The following is a 17985-nucleotide window of genomic DNA, read 5'->3' on the forward strand; positions in this document are numbered from 1 at the left end:
CCAGGCGGAGCAGATCGGTTGGCGTCTCACGCCATTCCGGGCCCTTCCGGTTCAGTGGCATCCTTGGGCTCCCCGGCGACAAGATCGAACAACGCGCCGCTCGTGTCGTCGAAAGCCGACGCGGCGACCCGCTCCAGACCGGTGACGGGGCCATGCAAAGGCGAGACGCCATGGGCGCGATCAACCGGAAGTCGCGCGATGGCGGCCAGTACTTCTTCACCTGGCACCGTCTCACAGTCGAGTAGGCGCTGGGTGATGTGGTCGAGGGCGGGCCTAAGCCGTTGCAGTAACGCCAGGCAATCCTGATTTAGCTGCTGCAGCAATTCGTCGGCCGCTTCCAGTGCGTCGCGCGGATCGCTGTCCAGGTGCGCGTCACGTACGGCTTGCAGGCTCAGCAGCGAGCCACGCGGCCCCATGCCCAGGGCGCCAACCATGGACAGGGCGATCTTCGAGGCTTCCTGCAGATCCTGCCCGGCACCTGAAGACACCTCGTGGAAGTACAGCTGTTCGGCACCGCGCCCGGCAAGCAGCATCTGGATGCGATTGCGCAATTCGGAATACATATGCAGGCGTTTGTCTTCTACCGGCGTCACCAGGGTTACACCCAGCGCCTGGCCGCGCGGCAGGATGGTGACCTTCTCCACTCGACCGACATTCAAGGCCGCTGCGACCAGTGCGTGGCCGGCCTCGTGCACGGCAATGCGCTTGCGATCTGTCGGCGACAGCGGCGTTGCGCCGGAAGGCTGCTCACCAATGCGGCAGGTTTCCACTGCGTCGACGAAGTGGGCCATGTCGACCTGCTTGGCGCCGGCGCGAGCGGCCAGTAGGGCCGCATGGTTGACGATGTAGGCGATGGCGGCCGGCGTCAGGCCGACGGTGTTGCGCGCCAGCTGCGCTAGATCCAGATCGCTCGCGGCGCTGACTTTTGCGACATACAAGCGAAACAAGGCTTCGCGGTCATCCAGGCCCGGCAGGCCAACGGCGATGGAACGATCAAAGCGGCCTTCACGCACCAGCGCCGGGTCGAGGGAGTTCGGAAAATTCGTGGCGCCTAGCACCAGAACACCGGCCGCACCGTCGAAGCCGTCCATCTCGGCGAGGAACTGGTTGATGATGCGGTTGCTCTCGGCATCGCTGGAACGGGTCTGCTCCGCACGTTTGCCGATCCCGTCGATCTCGTCGATGAAGATGATGCAGGGTGCCTGTTTGCGCGCGGTGCGGAACAGCGCCTTGACCTTCTGGATGCCGACTCCGAAGTACATCGAGGAAAAGTCGCTACCGGTCACCTGAATGAAGCTTGCATTCGACTCGCTGGCTAGCGCCTTGGCCAGCTGGGTCTTGCCAGTGCCGGGCTCGCCGGTCAGCAACACACCCTTGGGCGGACGGGCGCCAAGGCGCGCATAGGAGGCCGGGTCACGCAGGTAGGCGGTCACGTCGCTGAGTGCCTGCTTGGCTTCGGCAGCGCCGATGACATCGGCAAAGGTAATACCGCTGCCCTTGCGTTGCACCGCGAAGCTGCGGGTCTTCATGGTGAAGAAGACTCCAGCGCCGATCAGTAATAGGACGAACGGCGAGTAAGGCAGCAGGTACGTGTAGAAGGGTTTTTCCGCATCGGTCTGGAACACGGCAAGCGGGAACAACTCGCCGCTGCGCTGAGCGTACTGCTCGAGCAGCAGGCCGGCGACGCGCCCGGACTGGTCGGGCACCCAGTAGCGCAGACCATCGTTCAGGCTGACATAGACCGCATCCTTGCCCAGTGCAGCACTGGCAATGCTGGCGCCACGCAGATCGCCCATCAGCACCGAGAGGTCGCGCCGATTGGCCTGCCAAGGTTCGGTGGACTCCTGCAGGGCTTCGACCATGCTGGCGGCCGCGCCAGTGGCTGGCACCGATGGGGCGGAAGGGCGCAACTGCCAATAGGCCACGCATGTGGCGATCAGCAGTAGAAAGATAACGGAGAGCACAGGGCCGCGGCGACCTTGTAGCAGACGTGGTGTTTTCATTTCACATCCAATCGGGAAGCCCCGATGTTTCGACAAACCACCGCCAGAGGCGGACCACAGTTGTTTTGCGGGAAACCCGCGGCGCCAATTGCATGGCGCTCCACAGTTCGGATGTGTTGGATGCGATTTATATGCCCGACTGTGTCTCGGATCGGCAGACTCCGATAGCCGGCGAGAATACGGCAAGTGCCACCATGGGGGCGGTCTCGCGACGAACGGAGGGCATCTTTTCGACGAATGACCGGTTGCTGGGGGAACGAAATCTCAGGCGGCAAAAGACTTCAAAGTCCTGCCTCGTCCTACTTCGCTGATGGGTGTCTGTCACGTAAGTGATCCGACGCAGAGATTGTGGCGCAACGGCCTGCTACGGTTCACCGCCGCGCGGCGGTTTGCCTCGAACCGCTGCGCACATAAGCGAAATCTGCCAACAGCTGCGCCGGGCCCGATGCCGGTGGCGGCATAAAAATAACGTCCGTTCGACCCGAGACTTCAACATGCCGATCAACAACAAGTATCTCCGCTCCGCTTTTCTGAGCGCGCTGATTGCTCTCCTGCCATTTGCTTCGGCCAGCGCCGCCGAAGAGGCGATCAACCTGCTCACGCAAAACTTCCCGCCGTTCAGTATGGCCGCCGATGGTAAGAACTTCGCCAAGGAGGGTGCCATCAGCGGCATCGACGCTGAGGTGGTGACCGCGCTGTTCAAGCGGGCAGGTGTGCCCTACACGCTCACCCTGCGCTTTCCCTGGAGTCGCTTGCAGCAACTGGCCGAGAAGAGCCCCGGATTCGCCGTGTTCTCCCTGAGCCGCACGCCCGAACGTGAGCCCAAGTACAAGTGGGTCGGCCCCCTTAGCGAGATTCAGATCGTGTTGCTCAAGAGGCCTGACAGTCCGATCCAGATTTCCTCGCTGGACGATGCCAGGCAGTATCGCATCGGCTCGAAGGATGGCAGCGTGGGCAGCCAGTATCTGATCAGCCGCGGTATCGAGGTGCAGAGTTCGTTGATCGACACGCCGGCCAAGCTCAAGGCCGGCCAGTTTGACCTCTGGGCAACGACCAACCCTTCCGGCGAATACGAGGCGAAGGAGGCCGGCGTGGGGCCGTTGGCCGTTGCGCTGACCTTGAGCCGGGTCGATCTGTACCTGGCACTGAACAAGGAAACGCCTGACGCGGTTGTCGAGAAGCTTCAGCGCACGCTCGACCAGATGAAGCAGGAAGGATTGCTGCAACAGGCTGCCCGACGCTATGTGAACTGAAGTCGGACTCGCTGGCCGCCGAAGTGCTTTGCGCGGCCAGCGCGCAGCGCTGTGAGTCGAAACGCTGATGAAGTGGCGGGGGCAGCCATCTTTTCTTCATTTGCCAGCTGAGGTTTTATTTCAGCCAACCCCGATTGCAAGCCATGCAGAATATCGCGTCGAGTTGAACGCAGTAGACAGCATCTGCGCGGGCGCAACTGCCCAGGCTTTCCCGCCTCACCTGGGAGAGCCTTTTAGCCGAGTTCGCCGGCCCGGTCGCAGCCCTATGGCATCGCTGTCCAGGGCCTGAATGGCCGGAAAACGAAACGGCGGGGATTTTTTGCCGGTTTGGACTGCCTTAGTCCATTGGAGCCAAACGGCATCGCTCCTCCTGCATTCCCGACTCGAGAGTTTCGATGATTTGTCCTCACTTCTATTTATTGCGCGCCTGCTGTGTGGCAGCCGTGGCCTGGGGCGCGCCTGCCGTGGCCGAAAGCCTGCCCGAGCCCATCGGGCACGTGGCCCGGGTGGAAGGCGCTGCCTACATCAGCAGTCGCGGCCATACCAATGCCGCCAAGGTAGGCCAGGCAATTGTGCCTGGCGTGGCGCTGAGCACTGGTGCCAAAGGCGCACTGGGCGTGATCCTCGGCGATGGCAGCGTGCTGTCGTTCGGACCATATAGCGAGCTGACCCTGGATGACTACCGCTTCGTCCCGGCAAAGGATGAACTGCGTCTGCGCGCGATGCTCACTCGTGGCACGTTGAGTCTGATTTCCGGCGATATGGCGCGGCTCGACCCGCAAGCCATCGTCATCGAAACTCCGGAGGGCCGAGTCCGCGTGCGCGGTGGCCACGTACTGATGAAGGTGAGCCCGTGAAACGGCAATTGCTGATACGGCTGATGGTGCTGCTAACGATCGCGTCGCTAGGCGGCTGCGCGCAGCATTCCTATGTGATGCTGGCGGACGACTCGGGCGGGCGCGGTGGAGTGATGCTTGGTGATGATGAGCATCGGCTGCTCGACGTATCGGGGCAGGGTGTGGCCATCGCTGGCGCCGGCCAGGCGTACAGCGTTTCCGAGCTCCAGCGCAAAAGGGATTTTGAGAAGACCTTGGCAGCGCATCCACCTTTACCTGAGCGCTTCACGATCCGCCTGGCGCCATCCGGAGAACTGGACGGTGCAGCCGAGCAGGTGCTCGACAGCGTCTTGCTGGCTGCCCGTCGGCGGGATTATCCGGTTGTCACGGTGATCGGTCACACCGACACCCTGGGCCATCGTGCTGCTAACGAGCAGGTGGGCTTGCGCCGAGCACAGAGCGTTGCCGAACTATTGCGATCCCGCGGGCTGGAGGCGATGGAGCTGCGTGTGGAGTCCCACGGTGAGCGCAATTTGCTGGTGGCGACGCCGGATGCTACCGCCGAGCCGCGTAACCGGCGGGTCGAGGTGCTGGTGCGCTGATCAAGCACGCGCCGGCACGGTGTTGCACCGCGCCGGCCTGGAGCAGATCAGTCGATGACCAGAATTGCGTCCATTTCAACCTGGGCGCCCTTGGGGAGCGCGGAAACGCCGATGGCAGCGCGTGCCGGATATGGCTGCTGGCAATAACGGCTCATCACTTCGTTGACCGTGGCGAAGTTGCCGAGATCGGTTAGGAAGATGTTGAGCTTGACGATGTCTTTTAGCGAGCCGCCAGCAGCTTCGGCTACCGCCTTGAGATTCTCGAACACCTGAACCGCCTGCGCTTCGAAACCCTCCACCAGCTCCATGCTGTTGGGGTCTAGCGGGATTTGCCCGGACAGGTAAACGGTGTTGCCGGCCTTGATGGCCTGCGAGTAGGTGCCGATTGCAGCAGGGGCCTTGTCGGTGTTGATCACGGTCTTGCTCATGGAGACTCCTCTGGGAATTGGGCAACGGGCAGCCAGCATAATGGCTGACGGAGGCAGCGGCCAGCCGAGGCGTTGTGCGGGTATTGCCTGCGAAGGCGTTGGCGGAGTGATCAGGCCTTGACGCGGGTGATGCGTGTGACGCCCTTGATCGCGCGCAGCTTCTTGATAACCCGGGCCAGGTGCACGCGATCATGCACGCTGACCACCAGCTGGACGACACTTATGCGCCCGTCGCGCTCGTCCATGCCGATCTTCTCGATATTGCCGTCGGCGGCGTTGACGCTGCCGGCAAGCAGTGCGATCAGGCCGCGCTGGTGCTCCAGCTCGACGCGCAGTTCGACGTTGAACTCGCCAGTGACATCCTTCGACCAGGACAGCTGGATGCACTTGTCCGGGTTATGACGGACGTCGGCGATATTTCGACAGGTGTCGAGGTGCACCACCATGCCCTTGCCGGCGGACAAATGTCCGACGATCGGATCGCCAGGAATCGGTGTGCAGCACTTGGCGTAGTTGAGCACCAGCCCCTCCGTGCCACGGATCGCCAGCGGCCCCTCGAGTGTCGGGGCCTCCTCGTTGTCGCGCGATATCAGGCGGCGCGCGATCACATAGGCCATGCGGTTGCCCAGACCGATGTCTTCCAGCAGATCCTCGACGTATTCCATATGGTACTCGGCGAGCACCTGCTGGATGCGCTCGGCGCTGATCTTCTCCAGATTGGTCTCGAAGCCACTGAGTGCCTTGCTCAGCAGGCGCTCACCGAGGTTGATCGACTCGGAGCGGCGCTGCAGCTTGAGGGCATGGCGGATATGCGTACGCGCCTTGCCGGTGACGACGAAGTTCAGCCAGGCCGGGTTCGGACGCGCGCCCGGGGCGGTAACGATTTCTACCGTCGAGCCGCTTTCCAGCGGTTGCGACAGCGGTGCCAGGCGGCGATTGACGCGACAGGCGATGCAGGTGTTGCCTACATCGGTATGCACCGCGTAGGCGAAGTCGACTGCGGTGGAACCCTTGGGCATCTCCATGATGCGGCCCTTCGGGGTAAACACGTAGACCTCGTCCGGGAACAGATCGATCTTCACGCTTTCGATGAATTCCAACGAGTTGCCGGCGCGCTGCTGCAGCTCGAGTACCCCCTTGACCCACTGGCGGGCGCGGGCATGAGTACCCTTGGGTACTTCGTCTTCGCTGGATTTGTACAGCCAGTGCGCGGCGATGCCATTGTTGGCCATCTCTTCCATCTCGCGGGTACGAATCTGGATCTCGATGGGCACGCCGTGCATGCCGAACAGCGTGGTGTGCAGCGACTGGTAGCCGTTGGCCTTGGGAATCGCGATGTAATCCTTGAAGCGGCCAGGTAGCGGCTTGTACAAGCTGTGCACGGCACCCAGCACGCGATAGCAGGTATCTGCCTTGTCCACCACGATGCGGAAAGCGTAGACGTCCATGATCTCGTGGAACGCCTTACGCTTGCCGCGCATCTTCTTGTAGATGCTGTACAGATGCTTCTCGCGGCCCAGCACATCGCCTTCCAATCCTTCACGCTCGAGGCAGTGGATCAGCGACTGTTCGATCTTCTCGACGATCTCGTTGCGGTTGCCGCGGGCGCGACGTACGGCGGCGCGGATGCGCTCGGAACGCATCGGGTGCATGGCCTTGAAACCGAGATCCTCGAATTCCACGCGCATGGTGTGCATACCCAGCCGGTTGGCGATGGGGGCGTAGATCTCGAGGGTTTCCTTGGCGATGCGGCGGCGCTTTTCCCCGGCCAGCACTTCCAGCGTGCGCATGTTGTGCAGGCGGTCGGCGAGTTTGACCAGAATCACGCGAATATCGCGGGCCATCGCCATGGCCATTTTCTGGAAATTCTCGGCCTGCGCTTCGGCCTTGGTCTCGAAGTTCATCTGGGTCAGCTTGCTGACCCCGTCGACCAGCTCTGCAACGGTTTCGCCGAACTGCGCGACCAGTGCGTCTTTGGGAATGCCGGTGTCTTCGATGACGTCATGCAGCATTGCGGCCATCAGGCTTTGATGGTCCATGTGCATGTCGGCGAGGATGTTGGCTACCGCGAGGGGGTGGGTGACGTAAGCTTCACCGCTGCGTCGGCGCTGCCCGTCGTGGGCTTGCTCGGCGTAGAAATAGGCACGGCGGACCAGATTGACCTGGTCGGGGCCGAGGTAGGTCGATAGGCGATCCGCAAGCGCGTCTATGGCTGGCAAGATAATGCTCCTTGCCAGCGGGCTTCGATATTATCGGTTCGACTTCGACCTGGCATTTAATCAGATGGCCTCGTTCGGCTCTTCCTCGTACTGCGTGAAGAGCGGTTCGTCGTCAACGATCTCGTCCTGAGCAATGACATCGTAGTCGACCAGGCCGGAAGCGATCTCGCGCAGCGCGACGACGGTCGGCTTGTCATTTTCCCACGCGACCTTGGGCTCTTTGCCACCGGTGGCCAGCTGACGCGAGCGCTTGGTAGCGAGCATGACCAGCTCGAAGCGGTTATCAACGTTGTCCAGGCAATCTTCAACGGTAACGCGGGCCATGGTGTTCCTCATCAGTAACTGTAGAGCGTGCCCGAATGGGCGAGCGGACGGAGTAGTCTAAAAAATCACCAGCCCGAATGGAAGCGATGTTTCTGCGGCGCCGCGCGTCAGGCGATCTACGCCAGCAATTCGCTGAGCAAGCGGGCATGCCGCTGTTGCTGCGTCAGCTGAATTAACTGGTTGGCACGGAAGATCGATTGCAGGTCGATCAGCGCGTGGGCGAAATCGTCGTTTATCACCAGGTAGTCGTACTCGACGTAGTGGCTCATTTCGCTGACTGCTTCGCGCATGCGCTTTTCGATGATTTCGTCGCTGTCCTGCCCGCGATTGTTGAGGCGCTGGCGAAGGGCTTCCTGAGTCGGTGGAAGAATGAAGATCGACTTGGCCTGAGGCATCAGGCGGCGCACTTGTTGCGCGCCCTGCCAGTCGATTTCCAGGATCAGGTCAAAACCTTCGGCCAGGGTAGTTTCTAGCCAGCGCTGCGAAGTGCCGTACAGGTTGCCGAATACCTCGGCATGCTCGAGAAATTCGCCGCGCTCCAGGCGCTCGAGAAAGTCCTCGCGACTGACGAAGTGATAGTTCACTCCGTCGACCTCGCCTGGCCGCATGGCGCGGGTGGTGTGGGAAACCGACACTCGCACCTGCGGTTGTGCATCGATCAGCGCTTTGACCAGGCTGGTCTTGCCGGCCCCGGAAGGCGCGGAAACGATATAGAGCGTACCGGTGGTGGCGGACATGACGGGTTCCTGGAATCGCTATGAATGCTGTGGGACAAAAATAGACCAGCTGCTTTTTGACGGCAGGTGGTTATTCGAGGTTCTGCACCTGTTCGCGCATCTGTTCGATCAATACCTTCAGGTTAACCGCAGCCTGCGTGCTGCGCGTGTCGAAGGCTTTCGAACCGAGAGTGTTGGCTTCCCGGTTGAGCTCCTGCATGAGAAAGTCGAGCCGCCGGCCGGCCGCGCCGCCGGTCTTGAGTACTCGGCGCACTTCGGTTACGTGAGTGCTCAGGCGGTCTAGCTCTTCTGCAACATCACTTTTCTGCGCCAGCAGCACCATTTCTTGCTCGAGCCGCTGAGCGTCAAGCTCGGCACGCATTTCGGCGAAGCGGTCGAGAATCCTCTGACGCTGGGCTGCCAGCATATGCGGCACCTGCTCACGGAGTGTCGCAACTTCTTCAAGGATGCTGTCAAGGCGCTCGTTGAGCAGCTTGGCCAGCTCCTCGCCTTCACGCTGGCGCCCGTCCTTGAGCTGATCAAGGGCGCTGTGGAAGAGCTGTAGGGCATTGTGGTTGAGTGCTTGCGGATCGATAGCATCGCCTACCAATACGCCGGGCCAGCCGAGCACCTGCAGCGGGTCGATGGCGGCGGGTTTGCTGATCAGCGCAGCAACACTTTCGGCCGCGGCGATCAGCTGGCTGGCGCGTTCGCGATCGACCTGCAGAGTCGTGCGGTTGTTTTCCTCGGTGAAACGCAGGGTGCACTCCACCTTGCCGCGAGAAAGGCCTTTGCGTAGGGCATCGCGGATCAGTCCCTCGAGATCGCGAAATGCCTCGGGCAAGCGCAAGTGAGGCTCGAGATAGCGGTGATTGACCGAGCGGATTTCCCAGCTGAGGGTGCCATGGGTGCCGGCCTGCTCGCTGCGGGCAAAGGCCGTCATGCTGTGGACCATCGGGGATACCTCTCGAATACGGGCTGCGAAAGGCGAAGGATTGTAAAGGAAAACCGGGTGTCGCTGCAGTGATGCCCTGACGGCCGCGACCCTATTTGCAATCAATGGCCTCTATAATGCCGGTTACTTTCTTCTCTAGCAGGACGTGTATTCATGAAGCGACCCAGTGGCCGTGCCGCCGATCAGCTGCGCTCGATCCGCATCACCCGCAATTACACCAAGCACGCGGAGGGTTCGGTGCTAGTGGAGTTTGGCGATACCAAGGTGATCTGCACGGTCAGTATCGAGAACGGCGTTCCGCGCTTCCTCAAGGGGCAGGGGCAAGGCTGGTTGACTGCCGAGTACGGCATGTTGCCGCGCGCCACCGGGGACCGGAATCAGCGTGAAGCTACGCGCGGCAAGCAGGGTGGTCGCACCTTGGAAATCCAGCGTCTGATCGGGCGGTCGCTGCGTGCAGCACTCGACATGAGCAAGCTTGGCGAGAACACGTTGTTCATTGACTGCGATGTGATCCAGGCGGATGGCGGCACGCGCACGGCGTCCATCACCGGTGCCATGGTGGCGGTCATCGACGCTCTCAAGGTGCTGAAGAAGCGCGGCGGTCTGAAATCGGGCGATCCGATCAAGCAGATGATCGCAGCGGTCTCGGTCGGTATCTATCAGGGCGCGCCGGTGCTGGATCTGGATTATCTGGAAGACTCCGCCGCAGAAACCGATTTGAACGTAGTGATGACCGATGCTGGCGGCTTCATCGAGGTTCAGGGTACTGCTGAGGGCGCACCTTTTCATCCTGAAGAGCTCAATGCGATGTTGGCGTTGGCCCATGACGGTGTACGGCAGCTGTTCGAATTGCAGCGCGCGGCGCTTGCAGACTGATAGAGAGGACACCTGCGATGACCGATCAGGATCTGGTTCCGCTGCCCAGTCGCGAAGCGCGCCAGTGGGCAATGTTCTGCCACTATTCGGCGTTCTTTTGGTTTCTGGTGCCGATGATCGGAAACGTGATCGGTCCGCTGATTGTCTGGCAACTGAAGAAGGACATGGATCCCTTCGTTGATCAGCAGGGCAAGGAGGCGCTGAATTTTCAGCTCACGTTCAGCATTCTGATGATGATCTGCGGCGTGCTCGCCTGGATCCTCATCGGTTTTCCGTTGATGGTGCTGGTGAGCGTGGTGGCGCTGGTGCTGGTGGTGATCGCGGGCATTCGTGCCAACGAGGGCAAGCCCTACCGTTATCCGTTCTGCTGGCGGATCGTCAAGTAGGGCAAGCCGTGAAGCCTCAGAGGCTCAGCGTCCAGTCGTAGTCCACGATCAGCGGCGCGTGCTGGGAGAAGCGCGGCTGACGCGGCAGGCGAGCGCTACGCACGAAGCGGCGCAGGCCGGACGTCAGTATCTGGTAGTCGAAGCGCCAGCCGAGGTTGAGCATTTCGGCCTGTTCGGTATCCGGCCACCAACTAAACAGGTCGCCTTCGCGGTTGACTTCGCGTAGGGCATCGATATAGCCCATGTTGCCGAAGATTTCGTCCAGCCAGGCGCGCTCAGGTGCCAGAAAACCGGGGTCCTGCTGGCAATCGCGCCAGTTCTTCACGTCGAGTTTCTGATGGGCGACGTACAGCGAGCCGCAATAGATGTACTCGCGGCGCTTGCGACGCTGCTTGTCCATATAGTGGGCGAAGTCGTCCATGAACTTGAGCTTGTGGTTTAGGCCGGCGTCACCGCCTTGGCCAGACGGCGCCAGCAGGCTGGCGATGCTGACCTTGTCGAAGTCGGCCTGCAGATAGCGGCCATAGCGATCCGCCGTCTCGAAGCCTAGCCCCATGATGACGGCTTTTGGTTGCAGTCTGGAGTAGAGCGCCACGCCTCCCTGCTCCGGAATCTCGGCATCGCAGGCATAGAGAAAATAACCGTCCAGTTGATAAGCCGGATCGTCGAGTTCCAAGGCAGAGGCGCGGGTATCCTGCAGGCAGATGACATCGGCATTCTGCGCTTGCAGCCAGCTGAGCAATCCTCGCTGTGCCGCCGCTTGAATGCCATTCACGTTGACACTGATGATCCGCATAAATGGCCCCTAAAAACACGTGCGTGTATGATAACCCAAGCTCTTCGCAATTAGCTAAAACAGTGGTTTTCCGGGAAATTTCTTCATGCAGGCGTACCAGCGCGAGTTCATTCGCTTCGCCATCGAGCGCGGCGTTTTGCGTTTCGGTGAGTTCACTCTCAAGTCGGGCCGCACCAGCCCTTATTTCTTCAATGCCGGTCTGTTCAACAGCGGTAGCGCGCTGGCTCAGCTCGGGCGCTTCTATGCATCGGCGGTAATGCAGAGCGGGCTGGACTTCGACGTCATTTTCGGTCCGGCATACAAGGGCATTCCCCTGGGCGCCGCTACGGCCATTGCCTTGGCCGAGCAGCACCAGCGCGACCTGCCTTGGTGTTTCAACCGCAAGGAAGCCAAAGATCATGGAGAGGGTGGCACCCTGGTCGGTGCCCCGTTGGCAGGTCGCGTGCTGATCGTTGATGACGTGATCACGGCTGGCACTGCAATTCGCGAGGTGATGCAGATCATTCAGGCCCAGAATGCCGAGGCAGCGGGCGTTCTCATTGCATTGAATCGTCAGGAAAGAGGGCAGGGAGAGCTATCGGCGATTCAAGAAGTTGAACGTGATTATCGAATGCCGGTAATCAGTATTGTGTCGCTGGAACAAGTGCTGGAATATCTCGCCGACGATGTTCAATTGAAACAGTACCTGCCTGCGGTAGAGGCTTATCGCGCGCAGTATGGAATCTGACCCAGGGTAGGTGTTCCACCATGCGCAAATCGGTAGCCGTTCGAACGTTGCTTTTGCTGGCAGTCATATGCCCGGCGCTGGCTTCGGCTGCCGAGCTGTATCGCTATGTCGATGAGCGCGGCGTTATCGTGCTCGACCGTCACGGCGTGCCGCCGCAGCATATTTCACGTGGCTATCAGGTCCTCAACGAGCAAGGGCGGGTGATTCGTGTCGTACCGCCGGCGCCGAGCGCCGAGGAATTCGCCCGGCTGCAGGCGCAGAAGGCACGTGACGCTTCTGATGCGCAGCTGCTTCGACTGTATGCCAGTGTCGAGGATGTGGAGCGGGCCGAGACACGCAAGCTTGCCGAACTTGGCAGCGTCATCGGGCTGGCTCGGGGAAATCTGCAATCGATTCGGAATCAGCGCAGCAGTTTGCAGAAGCAAGCGGCCAACCATGAGCGCGCTGGTCGCAACGTGCCGGATAACCTGCTGGCACAGATCAAGAACCTTGAAACCGAAGAGCAAAGCCTGCTGCGTGACCTCACGCGGTTCGAAAAGGCGCGTGTCGATGCCGAGGTCAGTTTTGCCAATGATCGCCAGCGCATCGCTGAGCTGCTCGGGCAGGCGCAGTAGTTTTTGCCGTCTTGCGGGAAAGCTGTTCAGCATCTCCTGCCACATCCAACAACTCCCATCTTTGTCAGATTCGTTTCGAGGCTTATCACTCGGCGCCTGTTGGGTAGCTTGCTTACTATCATAGTGACCGCTCTAACTCAATAGTTTCAAGGTAGGGATGAGTTCAGAGGGGGCAGTCTGTACCGTGTCGCAAATTTTTCGGTATGGCTGAATATCATGAATGATAGGGACCTACGCAGTTATCAGGAGCTCCATAAGCCGAAGGGAAATTTCGCAACTCGCTCCGATTATCTGGAGCACGAACTGGAGATCATGGCGCCGAAACGCTGGGGTATTAACCTGCCGTTTCGTGATTACCGCTTCGAGTACGAAGACTGGGTGCCGGCGATGGCGGCAACCATCGGCAAGATCGTCATGGTGGCAGCGGTAGTCGCGGCCTTCGCTGGCCCCATGGGACTGTCCAATGAGTTCGTCATCGAGAACGCTCGTTACGAGATGTTGATCGCCGCAGTGCTCTTCGTGGTGCTGTTCTCCGGCTTTCTCAACCCTACGGCCAACCTGGCCGGTACCCATGGCCCGCTGATTCCACTGATTCCGCTGATCGTCGCATCGGGTGGGCATCCGATGGCGTTGGGCATCATGGTCGGCGTACTCGGCTTTACCTTGGGTGTGTTCAAGGGCGGAAGCCTGCTGGCACGGCTTACCAGCGACGGGGTTTGCGGCGGCCTGTTGCTCTATCTGGGTTTCATCGGTATCACCTCGCAGATCAAGAAGCTGTTCGGCTGGGCCGACAGCTTCGATATGGGCTATATCGCCTTCGTCGTGGTCTTCGCGACCATCGTGATGTACGCCTATCTCGAGCATATCCGTATGCGCTGGCTGGCGATCCCGCTTGGCTCGGCATTGGCGGCGCTGATCGCCTTCGTGATGGGCGCTCCGTTCGAGTTCACCACCGAGCCGGGCGTGCCGAATCTCAATCCAATGTATTGGTGGGGCGAGAACACTGGTTGGCAGATCGGTTTGCCTGACCTGCACCATTTCATCGCTGTCGCACCCTTCGCCGTGTTGGCGGTGGCGATGTGGTCGCCGGACTTCCTCGGCCATCGCGTGTTTCAGCAGCTCAACTACCCGCCAAAGGCGAAGAAAGTGCTGATGAACATCGATGACACCATGTGCGTCGCAGCGGCACGGCAGATCGTCGGCACGTCGCTGGGTGGCGGTAACCTGGCCTCTTCCTGGGGCACCTTCATGGTGCCGGCAGCCATTGCCAAGCGGCCGATTCCTGCTGGTGCGCTGCTTACCGGGCTGCTCTGCGTGGTGGCAGCGTTGTGGGGTTATCCGATGGACCTTGCAATCTGGCCACCGGTGCTGAGCGTGGCGCTGATGGTTGGGGTGTTCCTGCCGCTGCTGGAGGCTGGCATGCAGATGACTCGTGAGGGCAAGACTTCGCAGTCCGCCGCTATCGTGATCTTCTCGTCGGCGCTGGTTAACCCGGTGTTCGGTTGGTCGCTGACCGTGCTGCTGGACAACCTCGGGCTGATCGGTGACAAGGAGCGTGGTCAGTCCTTGAGCCACCTGCATCGCTGGGTGATCCCGACGATCGTGTTCATCGTGCTATGCGCCGTAATGCTGGGTATCGGCATGTTCCCGGGTATCCCGGCGATGCTCGAGTCGTTCCGCATCGATCTTTGATTACTGGCGGCATAGAAAAGGGGAGCCTCGGCTCCCCTTTTCATTTGCGCCTGCCTTTAGGCCTGGCTGTTGGTGATCAGCGTGCCAACGCCCACGTCGGTGAAGATTTCCAGCAGCACCGCGTTGGGTACGCGACCGTCGATGATATGCGCGCTGTTGACGCCGCCCTGCACCGCTTCCAGAGCGCAGCGGATCTTCGGCAGCATGCCGCCGTAGATGGTGCCGTCGGCGATCAGTGCGTCGACCTGGGCGGTGGACAGGCCGGTCAGCACGCTGCCCTGCTTGTCCATCAGGCCGGCAATGTTGGTCAGCAGCATCAGCTTCTCGGCTTTCAGCGCTTCTGCGACTTTACCGGCGACCAGGTCGGCGTTGATGTTGTAGGACTCACCTTTGTCGCCGACGCCGATCGGGGCTATTACGGGGATGAAGTTACCCTTCACCAGCATTTCCAGCAGCTCGGCGTTGACGCCGGTGACTTCGCCGACATGGCCGATGTCGATGATTTCCGGCTTGGTCATCTCGGGTGTCTGGCGGGTCGCATTGAGCTTTTTGGCGCGGATCAGGCGGGCGTCCTTGCCGGTCAGGCCAATGGCGCTGCCGCCATGCTGATTGATCAGGCTGACGATGCTCTTGTTGACCTGCCCGCCGAGCACCATTTCCACCACATCCATGGTCTGGCTGTCGGTGACCCGCATGCCGTCGATGAAGTGGCTTTCGATGTTCAGGCGCTTGAGCAGGTCACCGATCTGCGGACCCCCGCCGTGCACTACCACCGGGTTGATGCCGACGGCCTTCATCAGCACGATGTCGCGCGCGAAGCCGGTCTTCAGCTCCTCGCTCTCCATTGCGTTGCCGCCGTACTTGATGACCAGCGTCTTGCCGACGAAGCGGCGGATGTAGGGCAGCGCTTCGGACAGTACCTTGGCGAATTGGGTGGCAGCTTCACGGCTGAGGGTCATGCAGGGCTCCGCAGGATCAGAACGGCAGTTTGAGGTCGGGTGCAACGCGCAGCAGCTGTCCGCGGAAGACGTCCTGAATACGGCTGAGCTCTTCTTCGCTGTCGGCTTCGAAGCGCAACACCAGTACCGGTGTGGTGTTCGAGGCGCGAATCAGGCCCCAGCCCTTGGGATAGTCGACCCGCACGCCGTCGAGAGTGATCAGGTTGGCTTCACCCCACTGAGCGTCGCGTTGCAGGGCGTCCATGATGGTGAATTTGCTTTCTTCTGTCACCGTGATGTTGATCTCGGGTGTCGAGATATCGCAGGGGAACGCGGCGAATACCTGCTCGGCGTCGCGCTTGTCCTGGCTGAGGATTTCCAGCAGGCGCGTGGCGCTGTAGATGCCGTCGTCGAAACCGAACCAGCGCTCCTTGAAGAAGATGTGGCCGCTCATTTCGCCAGCCAGCAGCGCGCCGGACTCTTTCATCTTTTTCTTGATCAGTGAGTGACCGGTTTTCCACATGACCGGACGACCGCCGTAGCCGCTGATCAGCGGGGTGAGGCGGCGTGTGCATTTGACGTCGAAGATGATGTCAGCGCCGGGATTGCGCGAAACCACATCCTTGGCAAACAGCATCAGCAAGCGGTCCGGATAGATCATGGTGCCGGCATTGGTGACTACGCCGACACGGTCACCGTCGCCGTCGAACGCCAGGCCCAGATCGGCCTTTTCGGACTTGACCTTGGCGATCAGGTCGACCAGGTTCTCGGGCTTGCCCGGATCCGGGTGGTGGTTCGGGAAGTTGCCGTCGACGTCGCAGTACAGCGGGATCACGGTGCAACCCAGTGCTTCGATCATGCGTGGGGCGATGACGCCAGCTACGCCATTACCACAGTCGACCACCACCTTCATCGGCTTGGCCATGGCGATGTCGCTGCGGATCTGCTGGAAATAACGCTCTAGCACATCGACCTGCTCGACTTTGCCGACACCGCTGGACAGGTCGTTGGTCTCGATGCGCTTGCGCAGGGTTTGAATCTGCTCGTTGGCCAGCGTGTCGCCCGCGATGACGATCTTGAAGCCGTTGTAGTCCGGCGGGTTGTGGCTGCCGGTGAGCATCACGCCGGACTTGCCGGCGAGAATATTGGCGGCGTAGTACAGCACCGGGGTCGGCACCATGCCGATATCGCTGACGTCGCAGCCGCTGTCGAGCAGGCCTTGTATGAGGTGCTGTACCAGTTCCGGGCCCGACAGGCGTCCATCACGACCGACCGAGACGTTGGGTTCCCCTTTGGCGAGGCTCTCGGAGCCGACCGCACGGCCGACCCAGTAGGCCGTTTCGTTGGTCAGGCTGTCGCCGACTACGCCGCGGATGTCATAGGCACGAAAAATACTGGCGGGCAAATTCGGGGCTTTGGCGCTGCTCATTGCGGTTTCTCGCTCCTTGGTGTCGAGGCCGAAAATATCCTGGTCCTCGTCGAGAATGTCGATGTCGAGAATATCGGTCTCCGGCAAGCGCGGATCGACGTACTCGGTAGGTTTGGCTGGCCGGACGACTTGAGCCGCGGCGGGTGCCTGAGTCGGAGCCGGTCCGGCAGAGCGGACGGGCAGTCGGACCATGTTCCTGGCCAGTGCGTCGAGGACCGGCAGGCTCAAGGCCGGTAATTGGATGGTCTTGCCGGTGGAGAGTTCCTGCAGCAGGCGACTGATCTGCAATACGTCTTCGCGCAGCTTGCGTTGCTGAGCGCCGAGCACCAGCTGCAAGCCGATCAGCATGCCTGCAAGGGCCACTAGTGCGGCCGCTATCAGGTGCAGGGGCGTGAGTTTCGCCTGTGCCGCTTCGCTGCCTGGAATGTATGCCAGTTTCCAGTTGGGGTTGCCGCTATCGAGAACCATCGCTGTAGCCGCGTCGCCTGCCGTGCCGCGCTGCAGCAACAGCTGTTCCGGTGCGCCGGAAAACTGCTGGGTCAGGCGTAACTGTCCGGCCCCGGCGGGCAATGTCGGAAGCGTTGCGAGTACCCGTTCAAGGTCGCTGACCAGCAGCAGGGTGCCGCGTATGGCCTGTTGGCCTTCTGCGCGCAGCGGCACCGCGCTGTAGAGCAGCCAGCGGTTGTCGACCTTGTAGGCTTCCGGCGTGGGCGCCTGGCCGGCTTCGACCCGTTGCAGCAGATCGAGCGCGGCGAAGTTCAACGGGCCTGGGCGGTTGGCTTCCGGCACAGCTCTGCCGCGTACATTCAGATGTGCGTCGATCACACCCGGCAGTTCCAGCAATCGCTGCTCAGCTTCGCCTTTGCGCTCGACGTCGCCGCGTAGTGCATCGGCCAACTGCTGCTGATTCACCGCGGCCAGGGTATCGTTCTGCAGCTGCCGTAGGGCATGCTGCAAGGCGCTAGCCTGACTCTGTCCCCAGGCATTGGCGAGCTGCGTCTGTTGTTGCTCCTGAGCATTCTGCAGGCCCAGCCAGAGCAAGGTAGCAGCGGCTCCAATACCGATGAGACTACTGACGAGGCCACCAAGCAGCGGCTTGATATCGAAACCGCTGCGCTTGCTGCGGGTGTTGGCCGGGCTCAGTACGCCTGAATCCTTGGCGGTGCGCTTGAAGAGTGCCATGAAGCTCCT

General features: G+C 61.0%; 17 protein-coding genes. 8 read left to right on the plus strand and 9 right to left on the minus strand.

Annotation, left to right across the window (positions count from 1 at the left end; translation table 11 throughout):
- Window positions 1-26 precede the first annotated feature (26 nt).
- Window positions 27-2003, minus strand: a complete 1977-nt coding sequence (locus tag CXK91_RS09390; protein WP_103455886.1) for an AAA family ATPase — start codon at window positions 2001-2003, stop codon at window positions 27-29.
- A gap of 494 nt (window positions 2004-2497) precedes the next feature.
- Between CXK91_RS09390 and CXK91_RS09395 the strand changes: the two genes are divergently transcribed.
- The 3 genes from CXK91_RS09395 (at window position 2498) to CXK91_RS09405 (ending at window position 4694) form a co-directional block, all read left to right on the plus strand.
- On the plus strand, window positions 2498-3256 hold the full coding sequence (locus CXK91_RS09395; RefSeq protein WP_103455887.1) for a substrate-binding periplasmic protein: 759 nt from the start codon (window positions 2498-2500) through the stop codon (window positions 3254-3256).
- Window positions 3257-3651: 395 nt separating this feature from the next.
- Window positions 3652-4113: a FecR domain-containing protein gene (locus CXK91_RS09400; RefSeq protein WP_103455888.1), complete on the plus strand. Its 462-nt coding sequence runs from the start codon at window positions 3652-3654 to the stop codon at window positions 4111-4113.
- Window positions 4114-4136: 23 nt separating this feature from the next.
- Window positions 4137-4694: an OmpA family protein gene (locus tag CXK91_RS09405; protein ID WP_181003942.1), complete on the plus strand. Its 558-nt coding sequence runs from the start codon at window positions 4137-4139 to the stop codon at window positions 4692-4694.
- 47 nt (window positions 4695-4741) lie between these two features.
- On the opposite strand, the gene CXK91_RS09410 is transcribed toward CXK91_RS09405, so the two are convergent.
- The 5 genes from CXK91_RS09410 to CXK91_RS09430 all read right to left on the minus strand — a co-directional run bounded on the left by CXK91_RS09410 (window position 4742) and on the right by CXK91_RS09430 (window position 9336).
- Window positions 4742-5122: a RidA family protein gene (locus tag CXK91_RS09410; RefSeq protein ID WP_103455889.1), complete on the minus strand. Its 381-nt coding sequence runs from the start codon at window positions 5120-5122 to the stop codon at window positions 4742-4744.
- Window positions 5123-5232: 110 nt separating this feature from the next.
- A complete protein-coding gene (gene spoT / locus CXK91_RS09415) occupies window positions 5233-7341 on the minus strand; it encodes a bifunctional GTP diphosphokinase/guanosine-3',5'-bis pyrophosphate 3'-pyrophosphohydrolase (protein ID WP_103455890.1) in 2109 nt (702 codons plus the stop codon).
- Between the two features lie 60 nt (window positions 7342-7401).
- On the minus strand, window positions 7402-7665 hold the full coding sequence (gene rpoZ / locus CXK91_RS09420; RefSeq protein WP_003283345.1) for a DNA-directed RNA polymerase subunit omega: 264 nt from the start codon (window positions 7663-7665) through the stop codon (window positions 7402-7404).
- 116 nt (window positions 7666-7781) lie between these two features.
- The gene (gmk, locus tag CXK91_RS09425) at window positions 7782-8402 is read right to left on the minus strand and encodes a guanylate kinase (protein WP_103455891.1); all 621 of its coding nucleotides are present in this window, start codon (window positions 8400-8402) and stop codon (window positions 7782-7784) included.
- Window positions 8403-8472: 70 nt separating this feature from the next.
- Entirely contained in the window at window positions 8473-9336 is an 864-nt protein-coding gene (locus CXK91_RS09430; RefSeq protein ID WP_103455892.1) for a YicC/YloC family endoribonuclease, read from the minus strand.
- Window positions 9337-9489: 153 nt separating this feature from the next.
- On the opposite strand from CXK91_RS09430, the gene rph reads away from it, so the two are divergent.
- Window positions 9490-10212: a ribonuclease PH gene (gene rph, locus CXK91_RS09435; RefSeq protein ID WP_103455893.1), complete on the plus strand. Its 723-nt coding sequence runs from the start codon at window positions 9490-9492 to the stop codon at window positions 10210-10212.
- Window positions 10213-10229: 17 nt separating this feature from the next.
- Window positions 10230-10598: a DUF4870 domain-containing protein gene (locus tag CXK91_RS09440; protein WP_103455894.1), complete on the plus strand. Its 369-nt coding sequence runs from the start codon at window positions 10230-10232 to the stop codon at window positions 10596-10598.
- Between the two features lie 16 nt (window positions 10599-10614).
- Here CXK91_RS09440 and CXK91_RS09445 read toward each other — a convergent pair whose 3' ends face one another.
- Window positions 10615-11394, minus strand: a complete 780-nt coding sequence (locus CXK91_RS09445; protein WP_103455895.1) for an exodeoxyribonuclease III — start codon at window positions 11392-11394, stop codon at window positions 10615-10617.
- A gap of 85 nt (window positions 11395-11479) precedes the next feature.
- On the opposite strand from CXK91_RS09445, the gene pyrE reads away from it, so the two are divergent.
- The 3 genes from pyrE to CXK91_RS09460 all read left to right on the plus strand — a co-directional run bounded on the left by pyrE (window position 11480) and on the right by CXK91_RS09460 (window position 14427).
- Window positions 11480-12121 (plus strand): orotate phosphoribosyltransferase, encoded by a 642-nt coding sequence (gene pyrE / locus CXK91_RS09450; protein ID WP_103455896.1) that lies wholly within the window; start codon window positions 11480-11482, stop codon window positions 12119-12121.
- 20 nt (window positions 12122-12141) lie between these two features.
- A complete protein-coding gene (locus CXK91_RS09455) occupies window positions 12142-12735 on the plus strand; it encodes a DUF4124 domain-containing protein (RefSeq protein ID WP_181003934.1) in 594 nt (197 codons plus the stop codon).
- Between the two features lie 216 nt (window positions 12736-12951).
- Complete coding sequence (locus CXK91_RS09460; RefSeq protein WP_103455897.1) at window positions 12952-14427, plus strand: DUF3360 family protein; 1476 nt, start codon at window positions 12952-12954, stop codon at window positions 14425-14427.
- A 56-nt stretch (window positions 14428-14483) separates the two neighbouring features.
- On the opposite strand, the gene argB is transcribed toward CXK91_RS09460, so the two are convergent.
- Window positions 14484-15386, minus strand: coding sequence for an acetylglutamate kinase (gene argB / locus CXK91_RS09465; RefSeq protein ID WP_103455898.1), 903 nt, complete (start codon window positions 15384-15386; stop codon window positions 14484-14486).
- Window positions 15387-15402: 16 nt separating this feature from the next.
- Window positions 15403-17976, minus strand: coding sequence for a phosphomannomutase/phosphoglucomutase (locus tag CXK91_RS22995; RefSeq protein WP_103455899.1), 2574 nt, complete (start codon window positions 17974-17976; stop codon window positions 15403-15405).
- Window positions 17977-17985 lie beyond the last annotated feature (9 nt).

Source organism: Stutzerimonas stutzeri (assembly GCF_002909485.1).
GTDB classification, from domain to species: domain Bacteria; phylum Pseudomonadota; class Gammaproteobacteria; order Pseudomonadales; family Pseudomonadaceae; genus Stutzerimonas; species Stutzerimonas stutzeri_AH.

Excerpts from the sequence above, each read along its gene's own strand:
- CXK91_RS09390 (WP_103455886.1), bottom strand. The coding sequence starts at position 2,003 with ATGAAAACACCACGTCTGCTACAAGGTCGCCGCGGCCCTGTGCTCTCC.
- CXK91_RS09395 (WP_103455887.1), top strand. The coding sequence starts at position 2,498 with ATGCCGATCAACAACAAGTATCTCCGCTCCGCTTTTCTGAGCGCGCTG.
- CXK91_RS09400 (WP_103455888.1), top strand. The coding sequence starts at position 3,652 with ATGATTTGTCCTCACTTCTATTTATTGCGCGCCTGCTGTGTGGCAGCC.
- CXK91_RS09405 (WP_181003942.1), top strand. The coding sequence starts at position 4,137 with ATGGTGCTGCTAACGATCGCGTCGCTAGGCGGCTGCGCGCAGCATTCC.
- CXK91_RS09410 (WP_103455889.1), bottom strand. The coding sequence starts at position 5,122 with ATGAGCAAGACCGTGATCAACACCGACAAGGCCCCTGCTGCAATCGGC.
- rpoZ (WP_003283345.1), bottom strand. The coding sequence starts at position 7,665 with ATGGCCCGCGTTACCGTTGAAGATTGCCTGGACAACGTTGATAACCGC.
- gmk (WP_103455891.1), bottom strand. The coding sequence starts at position 8,402 with ATGTCCGCCACCACCGGTACGCTCTATATCGTTTCCGCGCCTTCCGGG.
- CXK91_RS09430 (WP_103455892.1), bottom strand. The coding sequence starts at position 9,336 with ATGGTCCACAGCATGACGGCCTTTGCCCGCAGCGAGCAGGCCGGCACC.
- rph (WP_103455893.1), top strand. The coding sequence starts at position 9,490 with ATGAAGCGACCCAGTGGCCGTGCCGCCGATCAGCTGCGCTCGATCCGC.
- CXK91_RS09440 (WP_103455894.1), top strand. The coding sequence starts at position 10,230 with ATGACCGATCAGGATCTGGTTCCGCTGCCCAGTCGCGAAGCGCGCCAG.
- CXK91_RS09445 (WP_103455895.1), bottom strand. The coding sequence starts at position 11,394 with ATGCGGATCATCAGTGTCAACGTGAATGGCATTCAAGCGGCGGCACAG.
- pyrE (WP_103455896.1), top strand. The coding sequence starts at position 11,480 with ATGCAGGCGTACCAGCGCGAGTTCATTCGCTTCGCCATCGAGCGCGGC.
- CXK91_RS09455 (WP_181003934.1), top strand. The coding sequence starts at position 12,142 with ATGCGCAAATCGGTAGCCGTTCGAACGTTGCTTTTGCTGGCAGTCATA.
- CXK91_RS09460 (WP_103455897.1), top strand. The coding sequence starts at position 12,952 with ATGAATGATAGGGACCTACGCAGTTATCAGGAGCTCCATAAGCCGAAG.
- argB (WP_103455898.1), bottom strand. The coding sequence starts at position 15,386 with ATGACCCTCAGCCGTGAAGCTGCCACCCAATTCGCCAAGGTACTGTCC.
- CXK91_RS22995 (WP_103455899.1), bottom strand. The coding sequence starts at position 17,976 with ATGGCACTCTTCAAGCGCACCGCCAAGGATTCAGGCGTACTGAGCCCG.